The 15,427-nt window shown below is 67.7% G+C and carries 13 protein-coding genes, 1 tRNA gene and 1 pseudogene; 8 read left to right on the forward strand and 7 right to left on the reverse strand.

What is annotated here, in order from left to right; all coding sequences use genetic code 11:
* Positions 1–86: 86 nt before the first annotated feature.
* Positions 87–163 (reverse strand) — tRNA-Pro (locus tag RSPPHO_RS10165).
* 56 nt (positions 164–219) lie between these two features.
* Complete coding sequence (locus RSPPHO_RS10170) at positions 220–1,206, reverse strand: polyprenyl synthetase family protein (RefSeq protein ID WP_051013818.1); 987 nt, start codon at positions 1,204–1,206, stop codon at positions 220–222.
* 177 nt (positions 1,207–1,383) lie between these two features.
* Between RSPPHO_RS10170 and RSPPHO_RS10175 the strand changes: the two genes are divergently transcribed.
* The 5 genes and pseudogenes from RSPPHO_RS10175 (at position 1,384) to ppdK (ending at position 8,342) form a co-directional block, all read left to right on the forward strand.
* The gene (locus RSPPHO_RS10175; protein WP_041795022.1) at positions 1,384–2,187 is read left to right on the forward strand and encodes a tRNA1(Val) (adenine(37)-N6)-methyltransferase; all 804 of its coding nucleotides are present in this window, start codon (positions 1,384–1,386) and stop codon (positions 2,185–2,187) included.
* A 10-nt stretch (positions 2,188–2,197) separates the two neighbouring features.
* Positions 2,198–2,458 carry a hypothetical protein gene (locus tag RSPPHO_RS10180; RefSeq protein ID WP_041797141.1) on the forward strand — a complete coding sequence of 87 codons (261 nt, stop codon included), beginning with the start codon at positions 2,198–2,200 and terminating at the stop codon, positions 2,456–2,458.
* 236 nt (positions 2,459–2,694) lie between these two features.
* Positions 2,695–3,585, forward strand: coding sequence for a glycine--tRNA ligase subunit alpha (locus RSPPHO_RS10185; protein WP_014415161.1), 891 nt, complete (start codon positions 2,695–2,697; stop codon positions 3,583–3,585).
* A gap of 2 nt (positions 3,586–3,587) precedes the next feature.
* A complete protein-coding gene (gene glyS / locus RSPPHO_RS10190; RefSeq protein WP_041795024.1) occupies positions 3,588–5,669 on the forward strand; it encodes a glycine--tRNA ligase subunit beta in 2,082 nt (693 codons plus the stop codon).
* Positions 5,670–5,671: 2 nt separating this feature from the next.
* Positions 5,672–8,342 (forward strand): annotated as a pseudogene (ppdK, locus tag RSPPHO_RS10195) (pyruvate, phosphate dikinase).
* On the opposite strand, the gene RSPPHO_RS21725 reads toward ppdK, so the two are convergent.
* The gene (locus RSPPHO_RS21725) at positions 8,327–8,530 is read right to left on the reverse strand and encodes a hypothetical protein (protein ID WP_339325380.1); all 204 of its coding nucleotides are present in this window, start codon (positions 8,528–8,530) and stop codon (positions 8,327–8,329) included. The pseudogene ppdK and the gene RSPPHO_RS21725 sit on opposite strands and share 16 nt — an antisense overlap.
* 16 nt (positions 8,531–8,546) lie before the next feature.
* Here RSPPHO_RS21725 and RSPPHO_RS10200 point away from each other — a divergent pair, with 16 nt between their 5' ends.
* From RSPPHO_RS10200 to RSPPHO_RS10210, 3 genes are all read left to right on the forward strand, one after another.
* Positions 8,547–9,302 (forward strand): ArgK/MeaB family GTPase, encoded by a 756-nt coding sequence (locus RSPPHO_RS10200; protein WP_014415166.1) that lies wholly within the window; start codon positions 8,547–8,549, stop codon positions 9,300–9,302.
* A 99-nt stretch (positions 9,303–9,401) separates the two neighbouring features.
* Positions 9,402–10,547, forward strand: a complete 1,146-nt coding sequence (locus tag RSPPHO_RS10205) for an LptF/LptG family permease (protein WP_014415167.1) — start codon at positions 9,402–9,404, stop codon at positions 10,545–10,547.
* Positions 10,544–12,283 carry an ABC transporter ATP-binding protein gene (locus RSPPHO_RS10210; RefSeq protein ID WP_014415168.1) on the forward strand — a complete coding sequence of 580 codons (1,740 nt, stop codon included), beginning with the start codon at positions 10,544–10,546 and terminating at the stop codon, positions 12,281–12,283. The genes RSPPHO_RS10205 and RSPPHO_RS10210 overlap by 4 nt, the downstream gene beginning before the upstream one ends.
* A 37-nt stretch (positions 12,284–12,320) precedes the next feature.
* Here RSPPHO_RS10210 and RSPPHO_RS10215 read toward each other — a convergent pair whose 3' ends face one another.
* The 4 genes from RSPPHO_RS10215 to RSPPHO_RS10220 all read right to left on the reverse strand — a co-directional run bounded on the left by RSPPHO_RS10215 (position 12,321) and on the right by RSPPHO_RS10220 (position 15,218).
* Positions 12,321–13,196, reverse strand: a complete 876-nt coding sequence (locus RSPPHO_RS10215) for an EamA family transporter (protein WP_041795027.1) — start codon at positions 13,194–13,196, stop codon at positions 12,321–12,323.
* 357 nt (positions 13,197–13,553) lie between these two features.
* A complete protein-coding gene (locus tag RSPPHO_RS19925; RefSeq protein WP_157879178.1) occupies positions 13,554–13,709 on the reverse strand; it encodes a hypothetical protein in 156 nt (51 codons plus the stop codon).
* Between the two features lie 29 nt (positions 13,710–13,738).
* A complete protein-coding gene (locus tag RSPPHO_RS19930; RefSeq protein ID WP_157879179.1) occupies positions 13,739–13,903 on the reverse strand; it encodes a hypothetical protein in 165 nt (54 codons plus the stop codon).
* 373 nt (positions 13,904–14,276) lie between these two features.
* Positions 14,277–15,218 carry a hypothetical protein gene (locus tag RSPPHO_RS10220; RefSeq protein ID WP_014415171.1) on the reverse strand — a complete coding sequence of 314 codons (942 nt, stop codon included), beginning with the start codon at positions 15,216–15,218 and terminating at the stop codon, positions 14,277–14,279.
* Between the last annotated feature and the right edge of the window lie 209 nt (positions 15,219–15,427).

Below are 15,427 nucleotides of genomic sequence, written 5' to 3' on the forward strand. Positions count from 1 at the left end.
TGGGGAGGCGGGGCCTCCCCAGACCCCTCGATTCCTTAAAGAAAAAGGGTCGCCGTTCCGAAGAACGAGCGACCCTTTTCTTATGCTGGTCGGAGTGAGAGGATTCGAACCTCCGGCCCCTGCCTCCCGAAGACAGTGCTCTACCAGGCTGAGCTACACTCCGTGCCGTCGAGGAAGCGGTTTATACCGGCCTTCCTCGGGGTTGGCAAGCAAAAAAGATCAGTAGGCCCGATCAATGCAGAAATCGACAATGCCCACCAAGGCGCTCTTCGCCTCGCTGTCCGGGAACACGGACAGCGCTTGGCGAGCCTTTTCGCCATAGGCACGGGCCCGGGTGATGGTCTCCGACAAGGTGTCGTAGCGGGTCATCATCTCCATGGCGCGGGCAAGGTCGGCCTGGAACTCGGGCATCTCCTGGTCTTCCAGGCAGCGGCGCAGGAAGGCTCTTTCCTCCTCCGTGCCCCGGGCATAGGCCAGGATGACCGGCAGGGTGATCTTGCCATCCATAAAGTCGTCGCCGACTGTCTTGCCCAGGTCCTGCTGTTTGGCGGAGTAGTCGAGGTAGTCATCCACCAACTGGAAGGCGATGCCCAGGTTCATGCCGTAGTCGTGCAGCGCCTGTTCCTCGACCTCGGGGCGCTCGGCCACGACGGCCCCAACCTGACAAGCCGCCGCGAACAACTGGGCGGTCTTGGCGCGGATCACCGCCATATAGGCGTCCTCGGTGGTCGAGGTATCGTTGGCGGTGACAAGCTGCAACACCTCGCCCTCGGCCAGCACCGAGGTCGCATGGGACAAGATGGCCAGCACCTTGAGCGAGCCGTCCTCGACCATGAGCTGGAAGGAGCGGGCGAAGAGGAAGTCGCCGACCAGAACGCTGGCCTTATTGCCCCACACAGCGTTGGCCGAATCGCGGCCCCGGCGCAACATGCTCTCATCGACCACGTCGTCGTGGAGCAAGGTGGCGGTGTGGATGAACTCCACGCAGGCGGCGAGATGGGCGTGGCGCTCGCCCTCAAAGCCGCACAGGCGCGCCGCAGCGAGGGTGAGAAGGGGTCGCAGGCGCTTTCCGCCGGCGGCAATGATGTAGCCCCCAAGCTGAGGGATCAGCCCGACCGGGCTGTCCATGCGGGCGACGATGGATTGGTTGACGCGGGTCAGATCGTCTCCGACGACCCTCATCAGGGCGTCGAGGGCGGCATCCATGCCCGCTCCCCGAGCACCCTCTTGTGCGTTGACGGCGTTGGACAAGGTCCACCCTGACTTTCTGCTGGAAGGCGCCGGTGCGCCCGTGAAAAAAACGTCGTCGGAGAATAGGAGTCCCCATCCCGGGCGGTCAAGCAAGCGATCGCCCTTTCCCTGGAAAAAGCGTCCTTGGTGCTCATGTCTGACCCATCGCCCGGTTTTTTGTCACCTTTCGGCCGCCCCGACGGCCCGCCCGCGTGGCGTGAGGATGCCTTGTTGGGGGGACGGGTGCGCCTGCTTCAGCCCCTGGCGGGCTACCGCGCCGCCATTGATCCCGTATTGCTGGCGGCGGCGGCCGATCCGGCGCCCGGCGCCCGGGTGCTTGATGCCGGCACGGGGACCGGGGCGGCGCTTTTGTGCTTGGCGGCGCGCCGGCCCGACCTCGACGTCACGGGCCTGGAGCTTCAGGCCCTGCCGGCGGCGCTGGCCGCGATGGCCCTGGCGCACACGGGGGGGCGGGGGCGGATTTGGGCCGGCGATCTGGGACACCCGCCGCCGGAACTGGGGCCGGCCTTTGACATGGTGATCACCAATCCGCCCTACCGCGCGGCAGGCACCGGCACCGAGGCCCCGCACGCCCAGCGTCGCCGGGCCCACCATGAAACCCCGGACATGCCGCTGGCCCGCTGGATCGCGTGTTGCCTAGCCTTGCTCAAGCCGCGCGGTCGCTTGCTGCTGATCCAGCGGGCCGACCGGCTCGATGCGATCGTGAGCGCGCTCCAGGGACCGGCCGGGGACCTCACGATTTTTCCGGTGTGGCCGCGCGCCGGCCAACCGGCGCACCGGGTGATCGTGGCGGCACGCAAGGGCGGGCGAGGCCCCTTGCGCCTGCTGGCCGGCTTGTGCCTGCACGAAAACGACAGCAGCCGCTACACCCCGGACGCCGAAGCGGTGCTAAGGGATGCGGCGGCCCTTGACCTTGACCCCCGCGGCCGCCGATAAACTCCCTTTTATGATCAGTCTCGCCAAAATCCTGTTCACGCTGGCCGCCGTGATCGGCGTCTGGACCGTGTTCCGCCTCGTGCGCCGCTGGGCCTCGGGCCAGCCTCGGGTCACGCCCGCCGAGCGGGGCGCCCAAGCTGCGCGCGATTCCGTGGAAGGCCGCTGGACCGACCCCGCCCGAACGCCGGAGCTGGATCTGGTGCGGTGTCCGGCGTGTGGCAGCTATGGGCCGCGCGGTCAGGCCTGCCCGTGTGGCCGCGACCACCCCTGAGGGCTGGGACGGGAGGAAGGCTGGGGAGGCGGGGGCCTCCCCAGACCCCTCGTTCCCCGGGGATCCTTCGCGCGAGGCACTCCCCATGAGCGGAGGGGTCTGGGGAGGCCCCGCCTCCCCAGCCTTCCCTTTATCGGCCTTGTTTGTGCCCGCTTCCCGTCCTAAGACCCCAGTCCACGCCGGCGTGAGGGACGTTTTTCCGCCGCTTTCCGAATGTCTGTCATCCAGGGTTTCCCATGGCCGATCTCCCCAGTTTTCAGGCGCTGATCCTAAGGCTTCAGCAGTATTGGGCGGCGCAAGGCTGCGTGCTGCTCCAGCCCTATGACATGGAGGTGGGGGCCGGGACGTTTCATCCCGCCACCACCTTACGCGCGCTCGGTCCCGAGCCCTGGAGCGCTGCCTATGTCCAGCCCTCCCGGCGCCCCGCCGATGGCCGCTATGGCGAGAACCCCAATCGCCTCCAGCACTACTACCAGTTCCAGGTGATCATGAAGCCCTCGCCGGCCGATCCCCAGGCGCTGTACCTGGACTCGTTGCGGGCGCTTGGCATTGATCCCCTGGCCCACGACATCCGCTTTGTCGAGGACGACTGGGAAAGCCCGACCCTGGGCGCCTGGGGCCTGGGCTGGGAAGTGTGGTGCGATGGCATGGAAGTCTCGCAGTTCACTTACTTCCAGCAGGTCGGCGGTTTTGATTGCGACCCGGTACCGGTTGAACTGACCTATGGCCTGGAACGCCTCGCCATGTACATCCAAGGCGTCGAGAACGTTTACGATCTCGATTTCAATGGCCAGGGCGTAACCTACGGCGACGTGTTCTTGCAGGCCGAACGCGAATACTCGGCCCATAACTTCGAGTTCGCCAACACCGAGGCCCTGCTGCGCCACTTCAACGACGCCGAGGCCGAGTGCCAAGCCCTATTGGCCCGGGGGCTGCCCCTGCCGGCCTATGACCAGTGCATCAAGGCCAGCCACCGTTTCAATCTTCTCGATGCCCGGGGGGTCATCAGCGTGACCGAGCGCGCCGCCTATATCGGCCGCGTGCGCGCGCTGGCCAAGGCCTGTTGCGAGGGCTGGTTGCGCGCGCGCGGCCACCTCGCCCCCGTCGTCGCCGACTCGGAGGCCTGATCATGGCCGAACTGCTTTTGGAACTCCTGGGCGAGGAACTCCCCGCCCGTATGCAAGCCCGCGCCGCCGAGGATCTGGGCCGTCTGCTGGCCGCCGGTCTTCAGGAGGCCGGGCTGACCCACGAGGGCATCAAGACCTTCGTCACGCCGCGCCGCCTGGGCGCCGTGGTCCGCGGCCTGCCCGTGGCCCAGCCCGATGTGCGCGAGGAAAAGCGCGGGCCGCGCGCCGATGCCCCGGCCAAGGCCATCGAGGGCTTTTTAGCCTCGGTCGGCCTGAGCCTTGATCAGATCGAGCGCCGCGAGACCCCCAAGGGGACCTTCCTGTTCGCGGTGATCGAGCGGGCCGGACAGCCGACCGCCGCCGTTCTCCCCGGCCTCATCACCAAGGCCCTGCTCGCCCTGCCCTGGCCCAAGGCCATGCGCTGGGGCCGGGGTCGGCTGGCCTGGGTGCGTCCCTTGCACTCGCTGATTGGCCTGTTCGACGGACAGGTGCTGGCCGGGGGCCTGGACCTGGGCGATCGCATTTTGCCGTTTGGCGAGACGACCCGGGGCCATCGCTTCTTGGCGCCCGAGCCCTTTGCCGTGCGCGACTTCGCCGACTATGCGGCCAAGCTGGCGGCGGCCCACGTGGTGCTGGAAGTCGGCGAGCGCCGCGCCCTGATCGCCCAGGGGCTGGAAGCGCTGGCCGCCGGCGAGGGGCTGGTGGTGCGCCAGGATCCGGGCTTGCTCGACGAGGTGGCTGGGCTGGTCGAGGCCCCGACCCCTCTGATGGGCCACATCGACACCGCCTTCATGGACCTACCGCCCGAGGTGCTGGTCACCTCCTTGCGCGAGCACCAGAAGTATTTCTGCCTGGAGACCGTGGACGGCCGCTTGTCGCCGCGCTTCGTGGTGGTGGCCAACGGGCCGCGCGCTGAGGGCAGCGCCCGCATTGTCGCCGGCAACGAAAGGGTGCTGCGCGCGCGCTTGTCGGATGCCCGCTTCTTCTGGGACCAGGACCGCCACGTGCCCCTGGCCTCGCGGGTCGAGTCCCTGGGGGCGCGCATTTTCCACGCCAAGCTGGGCACCGACCGGGAGCGGGTCGAGCGTCTGCGCGCCCTGGCCGGCGCCCTGGCCGCCTTCGTGCCCGGCGCCGATCCGGCCCTGGTCGATCGCGCCGCCTTGCTGGCCAAGGCCGACCTTGTGACCGGCATGGTCGGCGAGTTCCCCGAGCTTCAGGGCCTGATGGGCGCCTACTACGCCCGCCACGACGGCGAGCCGGCCGCCGTGGCCGGGGCGATCCGCGATCACTACGCCCCCGTTGGCCCTGGTGACGCCTGCCCCACCGACCCGGTGGCGGTGTGCGTGGCCCTGGCCGACAAGCTTGACACCCTGGCCGGCTTCTGGCTGATCGACGAGAAGCCCACGGGCTCCAAGGATCCCTTTGCCCTGCGCCGCGCTGCGCTCGGCGTGCTGCGCCTGATCTTGGAAAACCGCCTGCGCCTGCCCTTGCTGCCGGTGCTGGACCGGGCCGCCGAGGGACACCGGGCGGCGCGCCCGGCCCTCAGCGCCGACATTGCCGGGGATCTGCTCGACTTCCTGGCCGAGCGGCTCAAGGTGCAGCAGCGCGACAAGGGCGTGCGCCATGACCTGATCGCCGCCGTTCTCGCCCTGGGCGGCGAGGACGATCTGGTGCGCCTTCTGGCCCGGGTCGAGGCCTTGGCCGGCTTTGTCGGCTCGGCCGAGGGCGCTAACTTGCTGGCCGCGCAGCGCCGGGCCATGAACATCGTGCGTATCGAGGAAAAGCGCGACGGCGCCCCGGTGGCCGGCGCGGTGGATCCCGCCTTGTTCGCCCAGGACGAGGAATGCGCTTTGTTCCAGGCCCTGGACGAGGGCGAGGCCGCCCTGGCCCCCGTACTGGCCGCCGAGGCCTTTACCGACGCCATGGCCGTGTTGGCTGGCTGGCGTGCGAGTGTCGATGCCTTCTTCGACCGGGTCACCGTCAATGCCGATGACCCCTCCTTGCGTCGCAACCGTCTGCGCCTTCTGGCGCGCATCGGCGCCGCCATGAACCGGGTGGCGGATTTCTCCAAGATCGAGGGATGACCATGACCAAGTGGGTCTACAGCTTCGGCAACGGGCGGGCCGAAGGCCGCGCCGACATGAAGAACCTGCTGGGCGGCAAGGGCGCCAACCTGGCCGAGATGAGCAACATCGGCATCAACGTGCCGGCCGGTTTCACGATCACCACCGAGGTCTGCACGCACTACTACGCCAATGGCCAGAACTATCCCGGGGAACTGGCGGCCCAGGTCACGGAAGCCCTGGGCGCCGTCGAGGCGATCATGGGCGCGCGCTTTGGCGACCCGGAAAACCCGCTGCTGGTCTCGGTGCGCTCGGGCGCCCGGGCATCCATGCCCGGCATGATGGACACGGTCTTGAACCTGGGCCTCAACGACGAGACCGTGCAGGGCTTGATCAAGCGCTCGGGCGATCGCCGCTTTGCCTATGATTCCTATCGCCGCTTCATCCAGATGTATTCCGACGTGGTGCTGGGCGTCGAGCACGCTCACTTCGACCACCTGCTGGAACTGCATAAGGAAGACCGGGGCCTGACCCTGGATACCGAGTTGAACGCCGAGGACTGGCTGTTGCTGGTCGAGCGCTTCAAGCAGTGCGTGTTGGATCAGACCGGCCGTCCCTTCCCGGAGAAGCCCGAGGAGCAGTTGTGGGGGGCGGTGGGCGCCGTGTTCCGCTCGTGGATGAACCAGCGCGCCATCACCTATCGCCGACTGCATCACATCCCCGAGGCCTGGGGCACCGCCGTGACCGTTCAGGCCATGGTGTTTGGCAACATGGGCAACGATTGTGCCACCGGCGTGTGTTTCTCGCGCGACCCCTCGACCGGCGAAAACGTGTTCTACGGCGAGTATCTGGTCAATGCCCAGGGCGAGGACGTGGTCGCTGGCATTCGCACGCCGCAACAGATCTCGATCGCCGGCAAGAAGAAGAACGACAGCACCCTCCCGGCCATGGAAGAGGTGATGCCGACCCTGTACCAGGAACTGCTGGAAATCCGCCAGCGCCTGGAATCCCATTACCGCGACATGCAGGACATGGAGTTCACCATCCAGGGCGCTCGCCTGTGGATGCTCCAGACCCGCATTGGCAAGCGCACGGCGGCCGCTGCCTTACGCATTGCCGTGGAGATGGCGCAAGAGGGCATCATCACCCCCGATGAGGCGGTGTTGCGCATCGAGCCCGAGGCCCTCAACCAGCTTCTGCACCCGACCTTGGACCCCAAGGCCGAGCGCATTGTCCTGACCCGCGGCCTGCCGGCCTCGCCGGGCGCCGCCTCGGGCCGGGTGGTGTTCTCGGCCGCCACCGCCGAGGACTGGGTGCAAAACGGCGAAAAGGTCGTGCTGGTGCGCACCGAGACCAGCCCCGAGGACATCGGCGGCATGCACGTCTCCCAGGGCATCTTGACCACCCGGGGCGGCATGACCAGCCACGCCGCCGTGGTGGCGCGCGGCATGGGCACGCCGTGCGTGGCCGGCGCCGGCGAGATCCGCGTCAGCGAGGCCGAGAAGACCTTCACCGTGCGCGGCACGGTGGTGCGCCAGGGCGACCTGATCACTCTGGACGGCGCCACCGGCGAGGTCATGCTGGGCGCCGTGCCCACCGTGCAGCCCGAACTGACCGGCGACTTCGCCACCCTGATGGCCTGGGCCGACGAGCGCCGGACCATGGCCGTGCGCACCAACGCCGAGACCCCGGAAGACGCGGCCACCGCGCGCGGCTTCGGCTGCGAGGGCATCGGCCTGTGCCGCACCGAGCATATGTTCTTCGATCCCCGGCGCATCATCGCCATGCGCCGCATGATCTTGGCCGATAACGAGGCCGGGCGCCGCGCGGCGCTGGCCGACTTGCTGCCCTACCAGCGCAAGGACTTCATCGACCTGTTCACCCTCATGGCCGGGCTGCCGGTGACCATCCGCCTGCTCGACCCGCCGCTGCACGAGTTCCTGCCCCATACCGACAACGAGATCAGCGAGGTGGCGCACGTGGCCGGGGTGGATGCCCAGACCGTGCGCGACCGCGCCGCCAAACTGGCCGAGACCAACCCCATGCTGGGCCATCGCGGTTGCCGCCTGGGCGTGACCTATCCCGAGATCTACGAGATGCAGGCCCGCGCCATCTTCGAGGCGGCGGTGGCGGTGGCCCGGGACACCGGCGAGGCCCCGGAGCCCGAGATCATGATCCCGCTTGGTGGCCACCCGACGCGAGTTTGACCTCATGAAGGCGGTGGTGGACGGCGTGGCCCAGGCGGTGTTCACCGAGGCCGGCCTGACCTTGTCCTACATTGTCGGCACCATGATCGAACTGCCCCGCGCCGCTTTGATGGCCGGCTCGATCGCCGAGACGGCCCGCTTCTTCAGCTTTGGCACCAACGACCTGACCCAGACCACCTTGGGTCTGTCGCGCGACGACGCCGCCGCGTTCCTCGAATCCTACCGGGCGCGCGGCATCTTCGAGCGCGACCCCTTCGCCACCTTGGACGTGGACGGCGTGGGTGAACTGGTGCGGATCGCCTGCGAACGCGGCCGGGCCACCCGGCCCGAGATCAAGCTGGGCATCTGCGGCGAGCACGGCGGCGATCCCGACTCCATCGCGTTTTGCCAGAGCGTCGGCCTCTCCTACGTGTCCTGCTCGCCCTACCGGGTGCCGATCGCCCGTCTGGCGGCGGCCCAGGCGGCCTTGCGTCAGGCCCGTTCGTGAGCGAGCCACGGGAAGGGGGAGGAGAGGGCAACCTCTCCGGCCCCGCCCGGCTCGCCTTGGTGCGGGCCGGCGGCAAGCGGGCCCTGGCGCAAGCGCTGGTGCAGTTGGAAACCCGGCCGGAAGCGGCGGCCACCCTCGATCTCCTGGCCGCCGCCGCCGAGGCCCCCCCAGGCCCATGTCATCGGCATCACCGGGCCGCCCGGGGTGGGCAAATCCTCCCTGGTCAATGCCCTGATTGCCGGCTGGCGGGCCCAGGGGCGCACGGTGGGCGTGCTGGCCGTCGATCCCAGCTCGCGGCGCAGCGGTGGCGCCTTGCTCGGCGACCGGGCCCGCATGGTGCTCGATCCCGAGGACACCGGGGTGTTCGTGCGTTCCATGGCGGCGCGCGACCATCTGGGCGGGCTGGCCGCGCTGACCGTGGCCGGCATGGTCTTGCTGCGCGCCTTGTTCGATGTCGTGCTGATCGAGACCGTTGGCGTCGGCCAGTCCGAGACCGAGGTGGTGCGGGTGGCTGACACCGTGGTGTTCTGCGTTCAGCCCGGCTCGGGCGATAGCTTGCAGTACATGAAGGCCGGGATCGCCGAAATCCCCCATGTGGTGGTGGTCACCAAGGCCGACATGACGCGTGAGGCCCAGCGCGCCCAGGCCGACGTCGAGGGGGCCCTGGCGTTGGGCGGTAGTGAGGACGAGGAGTGGCATCCCCGCGTGCTGCGCGTCTCGGCCCGCAATCAGGAGGGTCTGGCGCCCTTGCGGGAGGCGCTGGAAGCTCATGCGGCGCATCTGGCCCAAGATGGCCGGTTGGCGCGGCAGCGTCAGCAGCAGGCCGAGGCGTGGTTGGTGGACGCTCTGCGCGAGCGTTTTGGCCGGGAGGGCGTGCGCCGGGCTGGGGGGGCTCTGGCCTTGGCCCCGGGGGAGACGCCGTTTGCTCGTCTTGCCGCCCTAGCGCGCGATTGGACGTAACGGGGGGGCACAGGGAAGGCTGGGGAGGCGGGCCTCCCAGATCCCTCTTTCCTTGGGACACGACCTGGCCGTCTCTTTGGCATTTCGAGGACCGTCATTGTGAGCACCCTGGACCGCTATATCCTGCGTTCGCTGGTCTCCGGGCTGGCCGTTGGCTCGGTTGGCCTCGTCGCGCTGATCTGGCTGATCAACTCGCTCAAGTTCCTCGACTGGTTTGTCAACAAGGGCCTCTCGCTTGGGACCTTTCTTCAGGTCACCTTACTGTTGATGCCGGGTTTTCTCACGGTATTCCTGCCGCTGGGCTTGTTCGGCATTGCCTTGTTTGTGTACAGCAAGCTTTCCGACGACCGCGAACTCATTGTCATGCGGGCGGCGGGCATGAGCCCCTGGCGCTTGGCCCGGCCTGCCTTGCTGTTGTGCGCGGTGATGACCGTGTTCGGCTATGTCCTGACCTTTGCCGTGGTGCCGGAGCTGGAACGGCGCTTCGATGACATCAAGGTCCAGGTCCGCGACGACATTTCCGGTCTGGTCCTGCGCGAGGGCCAGTTCAACCAGATCGACAAGACCCTGGTGGTGTACGTCGGCCGCCGCTCGCCCGATGGCACCTTGCACGACATCATGATCCACGACGCCGGCAGCCGGGATCGCGAATCGACCGTGATCGCCGAAACCGGCGCCTTGGTGCGAACCGGGGGCGACGCCAAGCTCGTGATGGTCAACGGCAACCGCCAGGAGCGCGAAGCCGGGGATTTTCGCGTGACCTTCCTGTATTTCGATTCCTACGTCCTCAACCTTTCCGATGAACGTGTCGCCGAAAAGTTCCGCTACCGAGACGAGCGTCAGCGCACGACCGTCGATCTCATGAGCCTTCAGGTGGGCGACCGCATGGACCCCGACTTTCCTTACGTTTACGAAAACCGCCACATCATGCGCCTGCGCATGGAACTGCACCTGCGCGTCTTGCGCCCCCTGGCCCATGTGGGCTTTTTGCTGCTGGGTCTGGGCGCGGTGCTGTCGGGGGAATTTAACCGCCGCGGCAACTCAACCCCGGCGGTTTTGGCCGTGACCCTGGTCGTTTTGTTCCAAGCCGGCAGCTTGGCCGCCGCCAGCATGGCCAAGAAGAGCTACGAAGCCCTCTACGCCCTAGATGCCCTGGCCGTGGCCCCCATCGTGCTTGGCCTGTTCTGGCTGGCGGGCGGCTTTGGCTGGCTCAAGGATCGCTGGAGAGGGAGGGCCGGCGCGTGACGGGCTGGGGACTGTTGCTGCGTCTGGCCCGCGAGCACCTGCCCTCACAGGCTCTGTGGATGGCCTTGGGGGTGGCGTGCATGTTGGGCGTGGCCGGGGCCACCGCCGCCATTGCGTGGCTGATGGAGCCGGCCTTCAATCAGGTGTTCGTGGGCGGCAATCGCGATACCTTGGTGTGGCTGGGCCTCGCCTTTCCCGTGGTGTTCGTGACCAAGGGCCTTGCCAATTACGGCCAGCGCACCTTCATGAACCGGGTCGGCCTAGAGATCGTCGCGCGCTATCGCCGCGCCCTTTACGACCACTTGCTCGGCATGGACATCGCCTTCCTCGGGACGCAGCGCACCGCCGATCTGGTGACCCGCTTCACCGTCGATCTGACCATGCTCAAGAACACCATCACCTCGGCCACCATGGCCCTGGGCCGTGACATCGCCACCTTGCTCGGGCTGGTCGGCACCTTGGTGGCCCTGGATCCTACCTTGGCCGCCCTGGCGCTGGCGTTGTTCCCGGTGGCCGGGGTGCCGATTTTCCTGATGGGGCGGGCGGCGCGCAACGCGGTGCGCGGCATGCAGTCGGAGTCGGGCCGGCTCGATGGCGTGGTGATCCAGGCCCTGGGTGGCTTGCGGGTCGTGCGCCTGTTCGGGGGACAGGCGTTTGAGGAAGCCCGGGTCGGTGCCACCTTGGATCTGATCCACCGCCACATGATGCGCACCGAACGCCTCGCCGCCTCCTTGTCCATGGGCCTGGAAATCCTCTCGGGCGTGGTGTTCGCCGGGGTGGTGGTGTACGGCGGACTGCGGGTGTCCGAGGGCAGCTTGTTGCCCGGCACCTTCTTTGCGTTCGTCACCTCGGTGTTCCTGCTCTACCAGCCGATGAAGCGGCTGGGCAAGATCAACGTGGTGACCCAGGAGGGCATCTCGGCTCTGGAGCGCACCTACGCCATCCTCGACGCCCGCCCCACCTTGCAAGATCCCCCCAACGCCCCGGACCTGCGCGTAACCGGGGGCGAGATCGTCTTTGACCGGGTTCGCCTGACCTATCCCGGCGAGGACCACCCGGCCCTTGAGGACCTGAGCGTGCGCCTCGCCCCTGGTCAGACGGCAGCCCTGGTCGGCCCGTCGGGGGCTGGCAAATCCTCGGCCCTGGCCCTGCTGGCCCGCTTTCGCGATCCCGACCAGGGGCAGATCCGCCTCGACGGGCAGGACATCAAAACCGTGTCGCTGCGCTCCTTGTGGGCGTCGCTGGCCGTGGTGACCCAGGACGTGGTGTTGTTCGACGACACGGTGCTGGCCAACATCGCCTATGGCCGTCCCGGCGCCCCGCGCGAGGCCGTGATTGAGGCCGCCGAGGCGGCGGGCGCCCATACGTTCATCAGCGCCCTGCCCCAGGGCTACGACACCGTGATCGGGGAAGAGGGCGCCACCTTGTCGGGCGGCCAGCGCCAACGTCTGATGCTGGCCCGCGCCTTCCTCAAGGACGCCCCGATCCTGATCCTGGACGAAGCCACCAGCGCCCTCGACCCCGAGAGCGAACGCGGCGTGCGTCAGGCCTTCGACCGGGTGCGCACCGGCCGCACCTGTCTGGTGATCGCCCACCGTTTGGCCACCGTGCGCAACGCCGATGTCATCCACGTGCTGGATCAGGGCCGGATCATCGCCTCGGGGCGGCACGACACCTTGCTCACGTCGTGCCCGCTTTATGCCCGGCTGTGCGCCTCCGGTACCTTGGAGGCCTGAAGGATCTGGGGAGGTCCCTCCCTCCCCAGACCAGCGTTTACCCGCGCCGACTCATCATGGCGGTGCCGATGGAGGCCCCGACCACGGCGACAATGCCCAGCCAGTGCGACAGCGGCAGCATTTCGCCCAGAAGCAGCATGCCCATCACCGCGCCCACCGCCGGCTCGCCGCTGGTCAGGATGCCAAAGCTGCGGGCCGGCAGGCGGCGCAGGGCAATCATCTCCAGCGAGTAGGGAATGGCGCTCGACAGCACGGCCACGGCCAGACCACTCATCAAGATGGCGGGCTGGAGCAGGGCCGTTCCCGCTTCCCACACCCCAAACGGCGCCACGGCCAGGGCGGCGACAATCATCCCCAGCATCGGTGCCTGGGCGCCCAGCACAGCGCCGGCCCGCTGGCCGGTGACAATGTAGGCGGCCCAGAACACCCCGGCCGCTAGGGCCAGGGCAACGCCCAGCGGATCCAAGGCCGCGTCGCTGGCCTCCAAGGGCAGCAGCAGCAACAGACCGGCCACCGCCAAGGCGATCCACACAAAGTCGGTCCGCTGGCGGGAATAAAACAGGGCCAGCGCCAAGGGGCCGGTAAACTCGATGGCCAGGGCGATCCCCAGCGGCAGGCGCTGAATGGAGAGATAAAACAGTAGGTTCATCGCGCCCATGACCAAGCCATAGGGCAGCGCGGCGACCACAGTGCGGCGGGTCAGGCGCACCCGCCAGAGTCCCAGAACCAACGATAAAATCACGGCGGCCAGGGCCAGACGCAAGGTCGTGGTTCCAGCGGCACCAATCGCGGGGAACAGCCCCTTGGCAAACGACGCCCCCAGGGTGATCGACACCATGGCCAAAACAGCGGCGCCAAGGGGGGCCAGCGTCGCCACCGAGGACGACGGCAGGGCAAGGCTACGGACAGTCATCTTCAATCCTCAAACGCAGGGATCCGGCAATCCTATCGGTCCCCCACGATAAGAACGGTTGATATTAGCGCCGAAGCGATAAACTTTATCCCTTTCCTCCCTCCCCTTGAGAATTTTGGAGGGGGCTTCGCTTCGGGGCAACCGGGGCTGTCGCCCCGGACCCCACCTGGAGGCTGACGCCTCCAGACCTCCGCTTTCTTTTATTTATTGGCCCCCTTCCCCCTCCCTTTTGAAAAGCACGCTTTTCAAAAGGGAGGGGGAAGGGAGGGCCATGAACAGAAGAAAAAGGGGGTCTGGGGCATCGCCCCAGGCGGGGCCCGGGGCGGCAGCCCCGTGTTCCCCGGTCCGGCCCCTCGCCTAGGACGACAGGCGAGGCATGAGGGGGCGTCGCTCGCAGGCGAGGGCGCGATCAAAGGCGGCCTCTTCCGAGGGGGCGTGCTCGGCCCAGTGGCGGGAGAAAGCGAAGGGGCGGCACAGGCCCAGGGCCTCGGCGGCCAGGAAAAAGCGGTTCATCGTATCCATCCTTCAGGACAAGAACTGGCTCACAACCACGTCCAGGGCACTGGCGCAAAGGGGTGACGTTTGCTCGTCAACGCCCGGGTAAAAGCGCCCTCCTCCGAGGCCGTATGCTCATCCCAGTGACGACCGTAAGTCGCGGGGCGCGAGAGCCCCATGGCCTGGGCAACCAGAAAAAACCGGCTCATCATGACGCGGTCCTCCAGTTGTTTTGTTTTTGTCGTCCGGCCCTTGGCCGGCAGCGAAGAACGACCGGTGTGTTTGCCTTTCCTTCCCGGGATCAGTTTCGACCCGTGTCGTTGTCATAAAGGGGATATAGCGCACAATGTGCGCGGCCGCAAGGGGCGAGGCAAAAATTAAATCCTGGGGCCTCAAGCGCTTAACCGTTGGATGTCATCGGGTTGTCATAATTCTGACGCTGACGCCGAAAAGAATCAGTCCAAACAAGCCTCTGGGCTCCACGCCCAACCAAGGGGCGGGGCAAGGCAGGGGGTTGTGAAATCTGGGGTGAAGAAAGAAGAAGGCTGGGGAGGCGCGGCCTCCCCAGCCCCCTCGCCAAGGGCGTCAGGCGGGGAGCGTCTCGGGCAGGCGGGGAAAGACTGGGCCCAGGAGATCACGCCACACCGCGCTGGCTGGCCCAACCTCGCCGCTGGCCGCTAGATGCCGGGCGCGGACGCAACGCCAGTAGGCGGAAACGGTGGCGCCCTGGAGGCCCTTGCCCAGAAACAAGCGGCGAGACGCGCCGGGCAAGGCAAAGGCACCGGGCAAAGCGTCGCGCGCCCAGGCCATGAACATCTCGAACAGCAAAGGCAGGCCGGCGGGGGTTCGTGTGCTCTGGAAGTAGGCGCCGACCAGGATCTCCAGGGCATAGCCCGAAACCGGCACCCGGTTACGCACCCGCCACGCCTTCAGCAAGCACAACAAGCGCCGAGGGCGCGGGCCCTCCAGGTGATCCAAACGACGCAAGCAGGCGACCTCGGCCCCCGGGTCATGCTCCACCCACTGGGGCAGCCCCTCGGGATCGCGGCCGGGAACCAGCAGGCGTGCCCCCTGGCGGCACACCGGCAGCAAGGCGATGGGCAGGTCCTCCAGGCGCAAGACGATTGCCCGACCGTCCGGGCGCGGCACGGCACGGCCCAGCCCGGTTTCCACCACGGCCCGCGCCAGGCAGGCCAGGGCAGCGGCCGGGGTTTCGCTGTCGGCGTCCGAGACCAGGGGCAAAAACAAGTCGGCGGTCGGCGGCAGGGCCTCGATCTGGATCGCCGTACAGCGTCCCACCGCCCCCCCACCCACGGCTGATCCCCATCGCCCGGCGTGGGGGGACAGCAACCCCCGGGCCTGAAGACAAGCCACCACCCGCTGGCTGGCGCCATAAAGGCGGTTGATCACGAGATCGCTGGGCCGCAGGCCGTTGACCGCAGCCAGAAAGGCGGCGGCCACCGCGTCCGAGGCATCGCCGGGGCCGGCCAACGGATTAATCCAGGAAATCACGCCGTCGTCGGGCATGGCCGCCGTGTCCTCCCAGGGCCAAACTCAGGAAGGGTCATAACACGCCGGGAAGATGAACATTCCGTTGCTTCGGGAGTGACTGGGACAAAGGAAGGCTGGGGAGGCTTGCCTCCCCAGACCCCTCGGTCCCGCTGGCCCTTCGCGTTGAGGGAAGGCCTCAGGATCGGAGGGGTCTGGGGAGGCGAGCCTCCCCAGCCTTCCCTTTT

Source organism: Pararhodospirillum photometricum DSM 122 (assembly GCF_000284415.1).
In the GTDB taxonomy this organism is placed as follows: domain Bacteria; phylum Pseudomonadota; class Alphaproteobacteria; order Rhodospirillales; family Rhodospirillaceae; genus Pararhodospirillum; species Pararhodospirillum photometricum.

Coding starts and splice junctions, on each gene's coding strand:
- RSPPHO_RS10170 (WP_051013818.1), bottom strand. CDS start 1,206: ATGGATGCCGCCCTCGACGCCCTGATGAGGGTCGTCGGAGACGATCTG.
- RSPPHO_RS10175 (WP_041795022.1), top strand. CDS start 1,384: ATGTCTGACCCATCGCCCGGTTTTTTGTCACCTTTCGGCCGCCCCGAC.
- RSPPHO_RS10180 (WP_041797141.1), top strand. CDS start 2,198: ATGATCAGTCTCGCCAAAATCCTGTTCACGCTGGCCGCCGTGATCGGC.
- RSPPHO_RS10185 (WP_014415161.1), top strand. CDS start 2,695: ATGGCCGATCTCCCCAGTTTTCAGGCGCTGATCCTAAGGCTTCAGCAG.
- glyS (WP_041795024.1), top strand. CDS start 3,588: ATGGCCGAACTGCTTTTGGAACTCCTGGGCGAGGAACTCCCCGCCCGT.
- RSPPHO_RS21725 (WP_339325380.1), bottom strand. CDS start 8,530: ATGCCGATGACATGGGCCTGGGGGGGCCTCGGCGGCGGCGGCCAGGAG.
- RSPPHO_RS10215 (WP_041795027.1), bottom strand. CDS start 13,196: ATGACTGTCCGTAGCCTTGCCCTGCCGTCGTCCTCGGTGGCGACGCTG.
- RSPPHO_RS19925 (WP_157879178.1), bottom strand. CDS start 13,709: ATGAACCGCTTTTTCCTGGCCGCCGAGGCCCTGGGCCTGTGCCGCCCC.
- RSPPHO_RS19930 (WP_157879179.1), bottom strand. CDS start 13,903: ATGATGAGCCGGTTTTTTCTGGTTGCCCAGGCCATGGGGCTCTCGCGC.
- RSPPHO_RS10220 (WP_014415171.1), bottom strand. CDS start 15,218: ATGCCCGACGACGGCGTGATTTCCTGGATTAATCCGTTGGCCGGCCCC.